Here is a 13,278-nt window from a genome sequence, read left to right as displayed (position 1 = left end):
CTGGGTTCAACAATCCGTTGGGGGTTGCGTGAGGTGCATACGTACCATACGCCCCTGGACCTGGTCCGCGAGCGGTCCCCGGAGCGTCCTGTCGCCTTTGCGCGGCCGGGCGTGGTGGCCGTAGCGGCGCGCTGGTTCCAGGATAGTTTTCAAGGCGACGTCTTCTACGCTGTCAAAGCGAACCCTTCGCCGTGGGTGATCGAAACCCTCGCGGCGAACGGTGTGGCGTCCTTCGATGTGGCCTCGATCCCCGAGATCGAGCTGGTCGCGCAGCACGCGCCGGGCTCCCGCATGGCCTTCATGCACCCGGTGAAGAGCCGCCGCGCGATCGCGCAGGCCTACTTCGATCACGGCGTGAAGACCTTCTCCTTCGACACGCACGAGGAGCTGCAGAAGATCCTCGACGCCACGGGCGGCGCTGACGACCTGTCGCTGATCGTCCGCCTGGGCGTTTCGGCGGAAGGCGCGGCCTACTCGCTGTCGGGCAAGTTCGGGGTGGAGAGCCACCAGGCGCCGGCGCTGATGCTGGCCGCCCGGCGCGCCACCCAGGACCGGATGGGCGTCTCCTTCCACGTGGGCAGCCAGTGCATGCGGCCGACCGCCTTCCAGGCGGCCATGGCCCAGGCCAACCGCGCCATCCTGCGCGCCGGCGTCATGGTCGACGTCGTGGACGTGGGCGGCGGCTTCCCCTCGGTCTATCCGGGCATGGTGCCGCCGGACCTCGCCGACTACGTGGACTCCATCCACCGCGGCTTCGCGGAGATGAGCGTCCACAAGGACACCGAGCTGTGGGCCGAGCCCGGCCGGGCGCTGGTGGCCGAAGCCTCCTCGGTGCTCACCAAGGTGGAGCTGAAGAAGGGCGACGCGCTGTACCTCAACGACGGCAGCTACGGCAGCCTGTTCGATGCGGCCCACGCCAAGTGGCCCTTCCCGGTGAAGCTGTACCGCGGCCAGGAGAACGGCGAGCCCCGCGAGCTGGAAGGACCCCTGCGGCCCTTTCGTTTCTACGGACCGACCTGCGACTCCATCGATCAGATGCCGGGGCCGTTCTGGCTGCCGGAGGACGTCCGCGAGGGCGACTACATCGAGATCGGCATGCTGGGCGCCTACGGGATCGCCATGAACACGCGCTTCAACGGCTTCGGCGACGCCGAGACTGTCGCAGTTGAAGATGCGCCCATGGCCTCCATGTATGGCCTCGCCGGACGGCACATCCGTCTGCCGCGCGAGCAGCAGTCGGAGGATCGCAAGGTGGTCCGCCTGTCGCGTCCCAAGGGCGCGGCGGGCAAGAAGGGCCGCCGGCGGTAACCACCGCACCCGGTGAAATGTTATAGGCGCGGCCGGTCGCTCCGTCCCGGTCGCGCCTTTCCTATGGACGGGCGATCACCCTCAGAAGGGAACTTCCGACGATGAACGCTCCCGTTCAGAACACCAACCGCAAGGCCGAGCTGCTCGCCAACACCGTCGAGCACGTGGCGATCGACCAGTACGACGCCCGCCCGATCATCGATTCCATGCGCAAGATGAGCTTCACGAGCCGCGACACGGCCCGTGCCGCCGACATCTGGAAGATGAGCCTGGAGGACGCCGACTGCTCCACCTGGCTGACGCTCGCGGGCTCCACCTCCGCGGCCGGCTGCATGCACATCTACCGCGACATGGTCCAGCACGGGATGATCGACGCGATCGTCGCCACCGGCGCCTCGATCGTCGACATGGATTTCTTCGAGGCCCTGGGCTTCAAGCACTACCAGGCCGATTCCAGCGTCGACGATCGCGAGCTGCGGGAGATGTACATCGACCGCATCTACGACACCTACATCGACGAGGAAGAGCTGCAGGCCTGCGACGCCACGATCTACGACCTCTGCGAGATCCTGGAGCCGCGTCCGTACTCCAGCCGCGAGTTCATCTGGGAAATGGGCAAGTGGCTGGCGGCGGGTAACGCCAAGAAGCCGAACAGCCTGGTCGAGGTGGCCTACCGCGAGGGCGTGCCGATCTTCTGCCCGGCCTTCGTGGATAGTTCGGCCGGCTTCGGCCTCGTGAAGCACCAGGTGGAGCGGATGAAGGCGGGCAAGCCCTACCTCACCATCGACGCCGTGGCCGACTTCCGCGAGCTCACCGAGATCAAGCTGAAGGCGGGCGCCACCGGCCTCTTCATGGTCGGCGGCGGGGTGCCGAAGAACTTCGCCCAGGACACCGTCGTCTGCGCCGAGATCCTCGGCCACGAGGTGGACATGCACAAGTACGCCATCCAGATCACGGTGGCCGACGTGCGCGACGGCGCCTGCTCGTCCTCGACCCTCAAGGAGGCCTGCTCCTGGGGCAAGGTGGACGTGACCTGGGAGCAGATGGTGTTCGCGGAAGCCACCACCGTGGTGCCGCTGATCGCCTCCAACGCCTTCCACCACGGCGCCCACAAGGCCCGCCGCAAGCGCAACTGGAACAGCCTCTTCGCCAAGAGCGCCGCCTAGCGCCCGCGCCCGCGCGGGGACCGACACGGAACGGCCGGGGAGCGATCCCCGGCCGTTTTCGTATGCGCGGCCGCCCGCCGAAAAAATCCAGCAGTATCAGCGTTCTATTAACTGCGCCGGGTGCAGGGTTCCCTGGGGGGAGCCGTGTGCCCAGGAACCTGAACTATCACGAGGTGGCGGCCGCGCGGGCGCGGCAGTTCGTGAGCCGGCTGAGCTTCTCCGCGCTCATCGCCGTGGCCGCCGCCTATGTGGTCGGGCCGCTGTGGCCGGCCGCCTGGATGGCGGCCGTGGTCGCCACCCAGGCCCTCAACCACTGGGCCGGGGGGCCGCTGCGCCGCAGCCCGGACCTGGAGCTGACCGCCGGCCGAGAGGCCTTCTACCTCGCCACGGTGGTGCTGAACGCCGCCGCCTTCGGCGCGATCGCCCCGCTCTGCTGGTTCGACGGCGGGATGGAGGGGCGGCTGTTCGCCCTGGTGATCCTGATGGGCGGGATGCTCAACGTGACCATCCAGGGCCAGGTGGCGCCGCGCCTGCTGGTGGCCGGATGCGGGCCCTTCGCCCTGCTGCTCGCCGGCCTGCCGCTGGTCAGCGCGCTCACCGAGCCGAACGTGCGGTTGGGGGCGATGGGCTTCCTGGTGGTCGGGGCGCTCACCTATGTGGGCCACCTGATCATGATGGTGCGCCGCACCCAGCAGACCTCGCAGGCGCTGCGCAAGGCGCTGCGCGGCGCCAAGACCGAGCGCCTGCGCGCCGAGAGCGCCAACGCCGCCAAGAGCGAATTCCTCACCGTGATGAGCCATGAGATCCGCACGCCGCTGAACGGCGTGCTGGGCATGGCCCAGGCCATGGCGGCCGACGAGCTGCCCGAGCGCCAGCGCCAGCGGCTGGAGGTCGTCCGCCAGTCGGGCGAGGTGCTGCTCACCCTGCTGAACGACCTGCTCGACCTGTCGAAGATCGAGGCCGCCAAGCTGGAGCTGGAGGACGGCCGGGTCGACCTGACCGAACTGGGCGCCCAGGCCGATGCGGCCTTCCAGGGCCTGGCCGGCGGCAAGGGCGTGACCCTCAAGGTCTGGGTGTCCGAGGGGGCGGTCGGCCTGCGCCGGGGCGATCCCATGCGGGTGCGCCAGGTGCTCTACAACCTCATCGGCAATGCGGTGAAGTTCACCGACCAGGGCCGCGTGGCGGCGCGCATCACCGCCAGCGGCGAGGAGGTGGTGATCGAGGTGGCCGACACCGGGCCGGGCATCTCCCCCGACCGGCTGGCCACGCTGTTCGAGCGGTTCAACCAGGGCGACGCCTCCAACGCCCGGCGCTACGGCGGCTCGGGACTCGGGCTTTCCATCTCCCGGGGGCTGACCCGGCTGATGGGCGGCGACATCGCCGTCCACTCGGTGGTGGGGCACGGCTCCACGTTCACGGCCCGCCTGCGGCTCCCGGAGACCGGCGAAGGCGCCGCCGCCTCGCCCGCCACGGGGGTGAGCTGCGAGGCCCCCGTCGCCGAGCCCGGCGTGCTGCGGATCCTGGCGGCCGAGGACAACGCCACGAACCGGCTGGTGCTGAAGACCCTGCTGGAGCAGGTCGGCCTGGCCGCCGATTTCGTCGAGGACGGCGAGCAGGCCCTGGAGGCCTGGCGCACGGCGCGTTGGGACGTGATCCTGATGGACATCCAGATGCCGCAGATGGACGGCGTCGCCGCCACGCGCGAGATCCGCCGCCTCGAGGCGGACCTGGGCCTGGCCCGCACGCCGATCGTCGCCCTGACCGCCAACGCCATGGCCCACCAGCTCGCCGAATACACCGCCGCCGGCATGGACGCGCTGTCGCCCAAGCCCATCCAGCTGCCGCAGCTGATCGCCACCCTGGAACAGGTGCTGGCGCAGGCCCAGGCCGGCGCGGCGGACGAGGCCGCCTGAGGCCCGCCATGGTCAAGAACACCTACCATGCGCTGGCCGTCTCCCGGGCCCGCGAGTTCCCCAGCCGGGTGGCCTTCGCCGTGGTGATCGCCTTAGGCGCGGCCTATGTCAGCCACACCCTGTGGCCGGCGCTGTGGTTCGTGCTGCAGGTCGGCAGCCAATACCTGCACCACGTCGTGGCCGCCCCGCTGCGCCGCGATCCCGACCGGCCGGTCACCCGGGCGCTGGAGCTCGGCTACCTCGGCACCCAGGTGCTGAACGGTATGGTGTTCGCCAGCATCGCGCCGTTCTGCTGGTTCGCAGGTGGCGAGGCCGGGCGGCTCGCGGCCCTGGTCATCCTGCTGGGCGGGGTGCTGAACCTCGCCGTGCTTGGCAACGCCTCCCTGAAGTTCGTGATCACGGGCCTCGCGCCGGTGATCCTGGCGATCTTCGCCCTGCCCGCGCTGACCTTCTTGGTGGAGCCCGGGACCTCCATCGGCGGCATGGCCTTCCTGACGCTCGGCATCGGCCTGTTCGTCGCCCACCTGGCGATCGCCGTGCGCAAGTGGGAGACCAACGAGCACGGCCTGAAACGGGCGCTCAGGGCCTCCAAGGTCGAGCGCCTGAGGGCCGAACGGGCGAACCGCGCGAAGAGCGAATTCCTGACCGTCATGAGCCACGAGATCCGCACGCCGCTCAACGGGGTGCTGGGGATGGCCCAGGCCATGGCCGCCGGGCGGCTGGAGGACGAGCAGCGCGAGCGCCTGGAGGTCATCCGGCAGTCCGGCGAGGTGCTGCTGACCCTTCTGAACGACCTCCTTGACCTCTCCAAGATCGAGGCCGCCCGCCTGCAGCTCGAGGACGGGCTCGTGGACGTGGCCGAGCTCGCCGCCCAGGCCCAGGCGGCCTTCGCGCCGCTGGCCGAGGCCAAGGGCGTCGGCGTCAAGGTCTGGGTCGCCGACAGCGCCCGCGGCGTGCGGCGCGGCGATCCCATGCGCGTGCGCCAGGTGATCTACAACCTGATGAGCAATGCGGTGAAGTTCACCGAGCAGGGCCGCGTCACCGCCCGGATCACCGCCACCGGCCCCGAGCTCGTCGTGGAGGTGGCCGACACCGGGCCGGGCATCGCCCCCGACGTGCTCTCCACCCTGTTCGAGCGCTTCACCCAGGCCGACGCCTCTGACGCCAGACGCTACGGCGGCTCGGGGCTGGGCCTCTCCATCGCCCGCGGTCTGACCCGGATCATGGGCGGCGACATCACCGTGCATTCGGCGGTGGGCCACGGCTCCACCTTCACGGCCCGCATGGTGCTGCCGCAGACCGACGAAGTCGCCGCGCCGGTCATCCCGCCGCCGCCGGTCCCGTCCGCGCCGCCCTTGCGGGCCCAGGCCCCGGCGGAGGAGCCGGCCGAGGGCCAGGTCCGCATCCTGGCCGCCGAGGACAACGCCACCAACCGCCTGGTGCTGAAGACCCTGCTGGAGCAGGTCGGCCTCTCCGCCAGCTTCGTGGAGAACGGCCGCGAGGCGGTGGAGGCCTGGAGCACCGGCCGCTGGGACCTGGTGCTGATGGACATCCAGATGCCGGAGATGGACGGCGTCGAGGCGACCCGCCAGATCCGCCGGCTAGAGGGGGAGCAGGGCCGGCCCCGCACGCCGATCGTGGCGCTCACCGCCAACGCCATGGCCCACCAGGTGGCCGAGTACACCGCCGCCGGCATGGACGCCCTGTCGCCCAAGCCGATCCAGCTCCCCCAGCTCCTCGCCACCATCCAGCAGGTGCTGGCCGCAGCCGACGACAGCGACGCGGCGGCCGTCGCCTGACGGTCAGTCCATCAGCTTCTGGGCCAGGTAGACGTAGTGCCGCGCCCAGCGGCGGGCGTTGAGTTCGGGGTCGGCGTCGTTGGCGTGACCGCCGAAGGTCTGCTCGTAATAGAGGTAGGGGACGCCCATCTCCTCCAGCCGCGCGGCGAACTTCCGCGCATGGCCCGGATGCACCCGGTCGTCGCGGGTGTTGGTGGTGATGTAGGCCTCGGGGTAGCGCACGCCCGGCTTCAGGTTCTGGTAGCCGGAGTATCTGGCGATGAAGGCGCGGTCCTCGGCCACGTCGGGGTTGCCGTACTCGCCCACCCAGGACGCCCCGGCCGAGAGCTTGTGGTAGCGCAGCATGTCGATCAGCGGGCTTTCCACCACCACCGCGTTCCACAGCTCCGGATGCTGGGTCATGGAGACGGTGGTCAGCACCCCCCCGTTCGAGCGGCCGTAGATGCCCAGGCGGCGCGCCGAGGTGATCTTGCGGGCGAAGAGGTCGCGGGCCACGGCGGCGAAGTCGTCGAAGGCGAGCTGGCGTTTCTCGCGCAGCACGGACTGGTGCCAGGCCGGGCCGAACTCGCCGCCGCCGCGGATGTTGGCGATGACGTAGGCGCCGCCGCGCTCCATCCAGAGCTTGCCGGCCTCGGGCATGTAGATCGGCGGCTTGGCGACCTCGAAGCCGCCGTAGCCGTACATCAGGGTGGGGATGGAGCCGTCGAGCTTCGCCGCCTTCGGCCGAACCACGAAGTAGGGGATCTTCGTCCCGTCCGAGGAGGTCGCCCAGAACTGCTCCACCAGGTGGGTCTTCGCGGCGAAGCGGGCGGGCAGGGCCTTCACCTGGGCCGCCGTCCCGGCCGCGCCGTCGGCGAGCCACAGGCTGTTGGGCTCGAGGAAGCTCTCCACGTTGACGAACAGCCGGTCGTCCTTGGGCGAGGTGTCGACGAGGGTGACGTTGGCGTCCTTCGGCAGCGGCAGGCGCTTCGACGTCCAGCGGCCGCCAGCGTAGTCCCACACGTCCACGGCGCCCTTTACGTCCTCCAGCAGGGCCACGACCAGCTGGCCGTCGGTGGCGGCCACCTGCTGGATCGCCTGGCGCGGGCCCGGCGCGAAGATCAGCTGCGGCTTCGCGGTCCCGGCCTTCAGCGCGGCGAGCTCGTAGGCGATCAGGGCCCCCGGCTGGAAGCCGCCCCAGGCCTCCTGCAGGGTGAAGATCACCTGGCCGTCGACGTAGTCCTGCTGCTGGGCCTTCGCGGGCAGCGGGATGCGGACGAGCCCGCGGTCGGTGAGCAGGCTGTATTCGCTCTCGTAGAAGGTCAGGCCGCGCTGGACGATGACGCCGTCGGTGCGGCCGCCCTCGCCGCGCAGGACCACCGGCTGCGCCCACACGTCGCTCTTCTGGCTGCGGAACACCTCCTTCGTCTCGCCAGTGCGCGAGACGGTCTTCAGCACCATCGGATAGCCCGACTCCGTGAGCTCCCCCGGCGCCCACTCGCGGCCGACGATCAGCGTCTGGGGATCGAGCCACTCGACGTACTGCTTGCCCTCGGCGAAGCGGAAGCCACCGGCCGTGAAGGCCCTGGAGCGCGTGTCGAACTCGCGGAGCTCGACCGCATCGCCGCCGCCGTTGGAGAGCCGCACCAGGCAGGTGGTCTCGGCCGGCTTCAGGCAGACCGCGCCCTTGTAGAACCAGCGCTTGCCTTCGGCCTTGGCCAGGGCGTCCACGTCGAGGATCGTCGTCCAGGCGGGGCTCGCCGTGCGGTAGCTCTCGACGCTGGTGTGCCGCCACAGGCCGTGCGGATGGGCGTCGTCCTGCCAGAGGTTGTCGATCCCGCCGGCCCGGAAGCGCGGCGTCGGGATCCGGTCCTTAGCGGTGAAGATGCCGCGGGCCTCCGCCAGGAAGGTCTCGAACCTCGGGTCCTTCTCCAGCCGGGCGGCCGACTTGGCGTTCTGGCCCTCCACCCACTGCATGGCCCGGGCGCCGTCGACGTCCTCCAGCCAGATGTAGGGATCGTTGTCGGGGGTCGCGCCCGGCGGGGTCTGGGACGCGGCGGGCAGGGCGACGGCGAGCGCGAGGAGCGCGGCGGCGAGGGATTTCATGCCGCTTTTCTAGCGAGCCCGGAACGGCCCTGTCTCGCCCGACGTGCGCGCAAGGCCGTTCTCGCCTATATGTCCGCCCCCATGAGCCGTCCGTTCCTCAAGATGAACGGGCTCGGCAACGACTTCGTCGTGGTCGAGGCCCGCTCCGCCCCCTTCGCGCCCACGGCCGCGGAGGTGCGCGCGATCGCCGATCGCGAAGGCGGCGTCGGCTGCGACCAGCTGATCCTCATCGAGCCGCCGGCCGCCGACCAGCCGGGCGTGGACGCGCGCGTCCGCTTCTGGAACGCCGATGGCGAGGAGGTCTCGGCCTGCGGGAACGGCACCCGCTGCGTGGGCTGGCTGCTGATGCAGTCGAGCGGCAAGGACGAGGCCGTCATCGAGACCAAGGCCGGCCGGCTGGTCGCCACCCGCGCCGGCGAGCGGCTGGTCAGCGTGGACATGGGCGAGCCTGGCCTGGCGTGGAACGAGATCCCGCTGGCGTCGGAGCAGGACACCCGCGAGCTCGGCGTCGTGCTCTGTGACGACGCCTCCCTGATGGCCCCGCCGGGCTGCGTGTCCATGGGCAATCCGCACGTGGTGTTCTTCGTGCCGGAGGTGGACGCCGCGCCGATCCGCAAGGCCGGACCAGTGATCGAGCGCCACCCGCTGTTCCCGGAGCACGTCAACGTGGGCTTCGCCGAGATCCGGGGCCGCGACCGCATCCGGCTGCGCGTCTGGGAGCGCGGCGCGGGCCTGACCAAGGCGTGCGGCACCGGCGCCTGCGCCGCCCTGGTGGCGGCGGCCCGCCGCGACCTCACCGATCGCGCCGCCACCCTCGAGCTGGATGGCGGCGAGCTGTTCATCGAGTGGCGCGACGACGGCCACGTGATCATGACCGGCCCCGCCGCCGTGGACTTCGTGGGGGAGCTGCCGTGAGCGGCAAGGCGCTCGACTTCCCCTCGACCCCGCCGCCGGAAGGACCGGGCGGCGGTGACGTCGACATCGTCACCTTCGGCTGCCGGCTGAACGCCTACGAGAGCGAGGTCATCCGCAAACGGGCGGCGGAGGACGGGCTGACGGATGCGGTGGTGTTCAACACTTGCGCGGTGACGGGCGAGGCGGTGCGCCAGGCGCGGCAGGCGATCCGCAAGGCGCGTCGCGAGCGGCCGGGCGCCAAGCTGATCGTCACCGGCTGCGCGGCCCAGATCGACCCCGCCGCCTTCGCCGGCATGGCCGAGGTCGACCTCGTGCTCGGCAATGCCGAGAAGGCGCAGGCCGGCGCCTATGCTCCGACCGCCGAGCCCCTGCGGGTGCGGGTCAACGACATCATGAGCGTGCGGGAGACCGCCGGTCACCTGATCGATGGGCTGAAGGACCGCGCGCGGGCCTATGTGGAGGTGCAGAACGGCTGCGACCACCGCTGCACCTTCTGCGTCATCCCCCACGGCCGCGGGAACTCCCGCTCGGCCGCGGCGGGCGAGGTGGTGGAGCAGGTGCGCCGGCTCACCGCCCAGGGCTACCGCGAGGTGGTGCTCACCGGGGTGGACATCACCAGCTGGGGCGCCGACCTGCCCGGCCAGCCGACCCTCGGTCAGCTGGTGGCCCGGATCCTCAGGCTGGTCCCCGAGCTCCCCAGGCTGCGGCTCTCCTCCATCGACGCCGCCGAGATCGACCCGGACCTGTTGCGCTGCCTGGCCGAGGAGCCGCGGCTGATGCCGTACCTGCACCTGTCCCTGCAGGCCGGCGACGACATGATCCTGAAGCGCATGAAGCGCCGGCACAGCCGGGCGGACGCGCTGAAGCTGGTGGCCGAGGTGCGCGCGGTGCGGCCGGACACGGCTTTCGGGGCCGACCTGATCGCCGGCTTCCCGACCGAGACCGACGAGATGTTCGAGAACACGCTGCGGCTCGTGGAGCAGGCGGAGCTCGCCTTCCTGCATGTCTTCCCGTTCAGCCCCAGGCCCGGCACGCCGGCGGCGCGGATGCCGCAGCTTCCCCGCCCGGTCGTGAAGGACCGCGCCGCCCGCCTGCGCGCCGCCGGCGAGGCCGCGCTGGTCCGCCACCTGGAGCGCCAGGCGGGTCGCACCCTCTCGGCGCTCGTGGAGCGGCCGGGCGTCGCCCGCGCGGAGGACTTCACCGAGATCGCCTTCGCAGGCGAGGCGGCCGTGGGCGGCGTGGTCGCCCTGGAGGTCACAGGCCATGACGGCAAGCGGGTCCTGGCCTGCCTGCCCATGCTGGAGGCCGCGGAATGAGCTGGTCGGGTGGGTGCCAGTGCGGGGCCGTGCGCTACCGCATCGAGGGCGAGCTCGGCCGGGCCAGCCTCTGCCACTGCCGGATGTGCCAGAAGGCTATGGGCGGCCCGTTCGGTCCCTTCGTCTCGGCGAAGGTGGACCAGATCACCTGGACGCGTGGGGAGCGGAAGCGGTTCGCCAGCTCCAACAAGGTCCACCGCGGCTTCTGTGGCGACTGCGGCACGCCGCTCACGTTCGAGTGGAGCGAGGACGTCATCGACTTCGCCTTCTACACCTTCGACCGGGCGGGCGAGATCGTTCCCACGGTGCAGCTCGAGGCCCACAACGCCGCCGACTGGGTGCGCCACATTGGCGACCTGCCGGTTCGCGAGGCGGCGAGCGAGCCGCACCTGGCGGCCTACTATTCCAGCGTCGTCTCCCGGCAGCACCCGGATCACGACACCTAGGCGCGCTCGTCCTCGGGCGGGCCGCGGCCGGGGAAGCCCGGCAGGCTCCAGTTGAACAGGATCGCGGCGGCGCGCAGCGCGAAGGCGGCGGCGAAGCCCGCCAGCCCCGCCACCATCACGGGAACCTCGATCCAGCGCAGGAAGACGAACCCCGCGGCCCCGACCAGGGCCGGCGTCACATAGAGTTCGCGCCTGAGCAGGACCGAGGGCTCGTCGGCGAGCACGTCGCGCAGCACGCCGCCGAAGGTGGCGGTCAGCACCCCCATCACCACGGACGAGAAGGGCGGCACGCCGAGCGACAGCGCCTTCAGGGCCCCGACCACGGCGTAGGCGGCCATCCCCACCGCATCGAGCCAGAGCAGCGAGACCTCGCGCCGCCGGCCCCAGCCGAACGACCAGACCGCCGCAGCCGCGGCCAGGCAGACGAGGATGTAGCCCGGTCGCCCCACCCAGAAGACCGGCGCCCCGATCAGCAGGTCGCGCAGGGTGCCGCCGCCGACGCCGGTGATGGCGGCGAAGAAGCCGAAGGTGACGATGTCGTGCTTGCGCCGCGCGGCGGCCAGCGCGCCGGACGCGCCGAACACCGCCACGGCGGCGTAGTCGAGGATGACCAGGGTCGCGGGGAGCCCGTCCATGCCTCCTTCTGCGGTCGCAGGTGACGGGGCGCAAGCCTGCCGCTAGAACCCCGCCCCATGGCAGAACCCAAACGCGGCTGGTTCCAGCGGCTCACCGAAGGCCTCTCGCGCTCGTCCAAGCAGATGGGCGACCAGATCACCCAGGCCTTCGTCCAGCGAGCCCCGCTCGACCAGGCCAAGCTCGACGAGCTTGAGGAGATGCTGATCGAGGCGGACCTCGGTCCGCACTCGGCCGCCCGGATCACCCAGCGCTTCTCCGACGAGAAGTTCGGCAAGACGGTCTCCGAGGAGGAGATCAAGGAGGCGCTGGCCCAGGCGATAGGCGACGAACTGGCCACGCGGCAGGGCGACTTCGACCCGCTGTCGGGCCCCCGGCCCTACATCGTGCTGTTCATCGGCGTGAACGGCTCGGGCAAGACGACCACGCTGGGCAAGATCGCCGCCGACCTCACCGCGCGCGGGGCCAAGGTGCTGATCGTCGCCGGCGACACCTTCCGCGCCGCCGCCGTCGAGCAGCTGCACGTCTGGGCCGACCGGGCCAAGGCCGACTTCATGTCACGCCCGACCGGCTCCGACGCGGCGGGCCTCGCCTTCGACGCCGTAGAGAAGGCCCGCGCCGAGGGCTACGACGTCGTGCTGATCGACACCGCGGGCCGGCTGCAGAACAAGCAGGGCCTGATGGACGAGCTCCTGAAGATCATCCGGGTCGTCAAGAAGGTCGATCCCGACGCGCCGCACGAGACCCTGCTGGTGCTCGACGCCACCGTGGGCCGCAACGCGCTCGCCCAGGAGAACATCTTCGGCAACCAGATCGGCGTCTCCGGCATCGTGATGACCAAGCTGGACGGCACCGCCCGCGGCGGGGTGCTGGTGCCGGTGGCCCAGGCGTCGGACAGCCCGATCAAGCTGGTCGGCGTCGGCGAAGGGATCGACGACCTGCAGCCGTTCGACGCCCGGGCCTTCGCCCGCTCGCTGGTCGGTCTCGCGGAGCCGGTCCGATGAGCGCCGAATCCCGCCGCCACTGGGTCCGCTGGTTTGTCGACTATTCGGCCCTGGCGATCTTCCTCGTGGCGTTTTTCGTCACCGGCCGGGACCTGACCAAGGCGACCTGGGCGCTGGTGGCCGGCTCGGCGCTGGCGCTGGTCGTGGGGATCGCCGTGGAGCGCCGGGTGGCGCCCTTCCCGGCCATCGCCGGCGGCGCGGCCCTGGTGTTCGGCGGCCTGACGCTGGTCTTCGACGACCCGCGCTTCCTGAAGATCAAGCCCACGGTGATGAACGGGATCTTCGGCCTGGCGCTGCTGGTCGGCCTGGCGATGCGCAAGAACCCGCTGAAGCTGATCCTCGGCGACAGCCTGCGGATGCCCGACGAGATCTGGCGGCGGCTGACGGTCCGCTACGCCCTCATGTTCCTGGCGCTGGCGGCGCTCAACGAGGCGGTCTGGCGCACCCAGTCCGATTCGGTGTGGGTGCTGTTCCGCTTCCCGGGCCTGTCGATCCTGATGGTGCTGTTCACCTTCAGCCAGCTGCCGCTGCTGATGCGGTACATGAAGGCCGAAGACCTGCCGCCGCCGCCCACCGAGTGAGCGAATACCCAAGTCCCGTGTAATTTATATCGTAAAGCCGACATAGTTTCTCGTATAACGCCGTTACTCTGTATGTGTGGGGCGTCTACGGAAAATCATGGCCAGGACAAAG

At 70.7% G+C, this 13,278-nt stretch carries 11 protein-coding genes; 9 read left to right on the top strand and 2 right to left on the bottom strand.

The window, feature by feature from the left end:
• The first annotated feature begins 33 nt into the window (after window positions 1-33).
• The 4 genes from VM685_RS07480 (at window position 34) to VM685_RS07465 (ending at window position 6,186) form a co-directional block, all read left to right on the top strand.
• On the top strand, window positions 34-1,308 hold the full coding sequence (locus VM685_RS07480; RefSeq protein ID WP_325459497.1) for a type III PLP-dependent enzyme: 1,275 nt from the start codon (window positions 34-36) through the stop codon (window positions 1,306-1,308).
• Between the two features lie 101 nt (window positions 1,309-1,409).
• On the top strand, window positions 1,410-2,474 hold the full coding sequence (locus tag VM685_RS07475) for a 1,9-bis(guanidino)-5-aza-nonane synthase (protein WP_325459496.1): 1,065 nt from the start codon (window positions 1,410-1,412) through the stop codon (window positions 2,472-2,474).
• 146 nt (window positions 2,475-2,620) lie between these two features.
• Window positions 2,621-4,387: an ATP-binding protein gene (locus VM685_RS07470; protein ID WP_325459495.1), complete on the top strand. Its 1,767-nt coding sequence runs from the start codon at window positions 2,621-2,623 to the stop codon at window positions 4,385-4,387.
• 8 nt (window positions 4,388-4,395) lie between these two features.
• Window positions 4,396-6,186 (top strand): ATP-binding protein, encoded by a 1,791-nt coding sequence (locus VM685_RS07465; RefSeq protein WP_325459494.1) that lies wholly within the window; start codon window positions 4,396-4,398, stop codon window positions 6,184-6,186.
• A gap of 3 nt (window positions 6,187-6,189) precedes the next feature.
• Here VM685_RS07465 and VM685_RS07460 read toward each other — a convergent pair whose 3' ends face one another.
• On the bottom strand, window positions 6,190-8,271 hold the full coding sequence (locus VM685_RS07460; protein WP_325459493.1) for a prolyl oligopeptidase family serine peptidase: 2,082 nt from the start codon (window positions 8,269-8,271) through the stop codon (window positions 6,190-6,192).
• Between the two features lie 81 nt (window positions 8,272-8,352).
• Here VM685_RS07460 and dapF point away from each other — a divergent pair, with 81 nt between their 5' ends.
• The 3 genes from dapF to VM685_RS07445 are packed head-to-tail and all read left to right on the top strand — an operon-like array spanning window position 8,353 to window position 10,948.
• Complete coding sequence (gene dapF, locus VM685_RS07455) at window positions 8,353-9,186, top strand: diaminopimelate epimerase (protein WP_325459492.1); 834 nt, start codon at window positions 8,353-8,355, stop codon at window positions 9,184-9,186.
• Window positions 9,183-10,502: a tRNA (N(6)-L-threonylcarbamoyladenosine(37)-C(2))-methylthiotransferase MtaB gene (gene mtaB, locus VM685_RS07450; protein ID WP_325459491.1), complete on the top strand. Its 1,320-nt coding sequence runs from the start codon at window positions 9,183-9,185 to the stop codon at window positions 10,500-10,502. Before dapF ends, mtaB begins: the two co-directional genes overlap by 4 nt.
• Window positions 10,499-10,948 (top strand): GFA family protein, encoded by a 450-nt coding sequence (locus VM685_RS07445; RefSeq protein ID WP_325459490.1) that lies wholly within the window; start codon window positions 10,499-10,501, stop codon window positions 10,946-10,948. The genes mtaB and VM685_RS07445 overlap by 4 nt, the downstream gene beginning before the upstream one ends.
• Here VM685_RS07445 and VM685_RS07440 read toward each other — a convergent pair.
• A complete protein-coding gene (locus VM685_RS07440; RefSeq protein WP_325459489.1) occupies window positions 10,945-11,583 on the bottom strand; it encodes a trimeric intracellular cation channel family protein in 639 nt (212 codons plus the stop codon). The genes VM685_RS07445 and VM685_RS07440 overlap by 4 nt on opposite strands.
• A gap of 57 nt (window positions 11,584-11,640) precedes the next feature.
• Here VM685_RS07440 and ftsY point away from each other — a divergent pair, with 57 nt between their 5' ends.
• A complete protein-coding gene (gene ftsY, locus VM685_RS07435; RefSeq protein ID WP_325459488.1) occupies window positions 11,641-12,585 on the top strand; it encodes a signal recognition particle-docking protein FtsY in 945 nt (314 codons plus the stop codon).
• Complete coding sequence (locus tag VM685_RS07430) at window positions 12,582-13,166, top strand: inner membrane-spanning protein YciB (RefSeq protein ID WP_325459487.1); 585 nt, start codon at window positions 12,582-12,584, stop codon at window positions 13,164-13,166. Before ftsY ends, VM685_RS07430 begins: the two co-directional genes overlap by 4 nt.
• Window positions 13,167-13,278: the final 112 nt, after the last annotated feature.

The organism is Phenylobacterium sp. (genome assembly GCF_035539035.1).
In the GTDB taxonomy this organism is placed as follows: domain Bacteria; phylum Pseudomonadota; class Alphaproteobacteria; order Caulobacterales; family Caulobacteraceae; genus Phenylobacterium.
The sequence above is the reverse complement of the archived record's forward strand: the minus strand, read 5'-3'. Positions and strand labels throughout refer to the sequence as shown.

Coding starts and splice junctions, on each gene's coding strand:
- VM685_RS07475 (WP_325459496.1), top strand. CDS start 1,410: ATGAACGCTCCCGTTCAGAACACCAACCGCAAGGCCGAGCTGCTCGCC.
- VM685_RS07465 (WP_325459494.1), top strand. CDS start 4,396: ATGGTCAAGAACACCTACCATGCGCTGGCCGTCTCCCGGGCCCGCGAG.
- VM685_RS07460 (WP_325459493.1), bottom strand. CDS start 8,271: ATGAAATCCCTCGCCGCCGCGCTCCTCGCGCTCGCCGTCGCCCTGCCC.
- dapF (WP_325459492.1), top strand. CDS start 8,353: ATGAGCCGTCCGTTCCTCAAGATGAACGGGCTCGGCAACGACTTCGTC.
- VM685_RS07445 (WP_325459490.1), top strand. CDS start 10,499: ATGAGCTGGTCGGGTGGGTGCCAGTGCGGGGCCGTGCGCTACCGCATC.
- VM685_RS07440 (WP_325459489.1), bottom strand. CDS start 11,583: ATGGACGGGCTCCCCGCGACCCTGGTCATCCTCGACTACGCCGCCGTG.
- ftsY (WP_325459488.1), top strand. CDS start 11,641: ATGGCAGAACCCAAACGCGGCTGGTTCCAGCGGCTCACCGAAGGCCTC.
- VM685_RS07430 (WP_325459487.1), top strand. CDS start 12,582: ATGAGCGCCGAATCCCGCCGCCACTGGGTCCGCTGGTTTGTCGACTAT.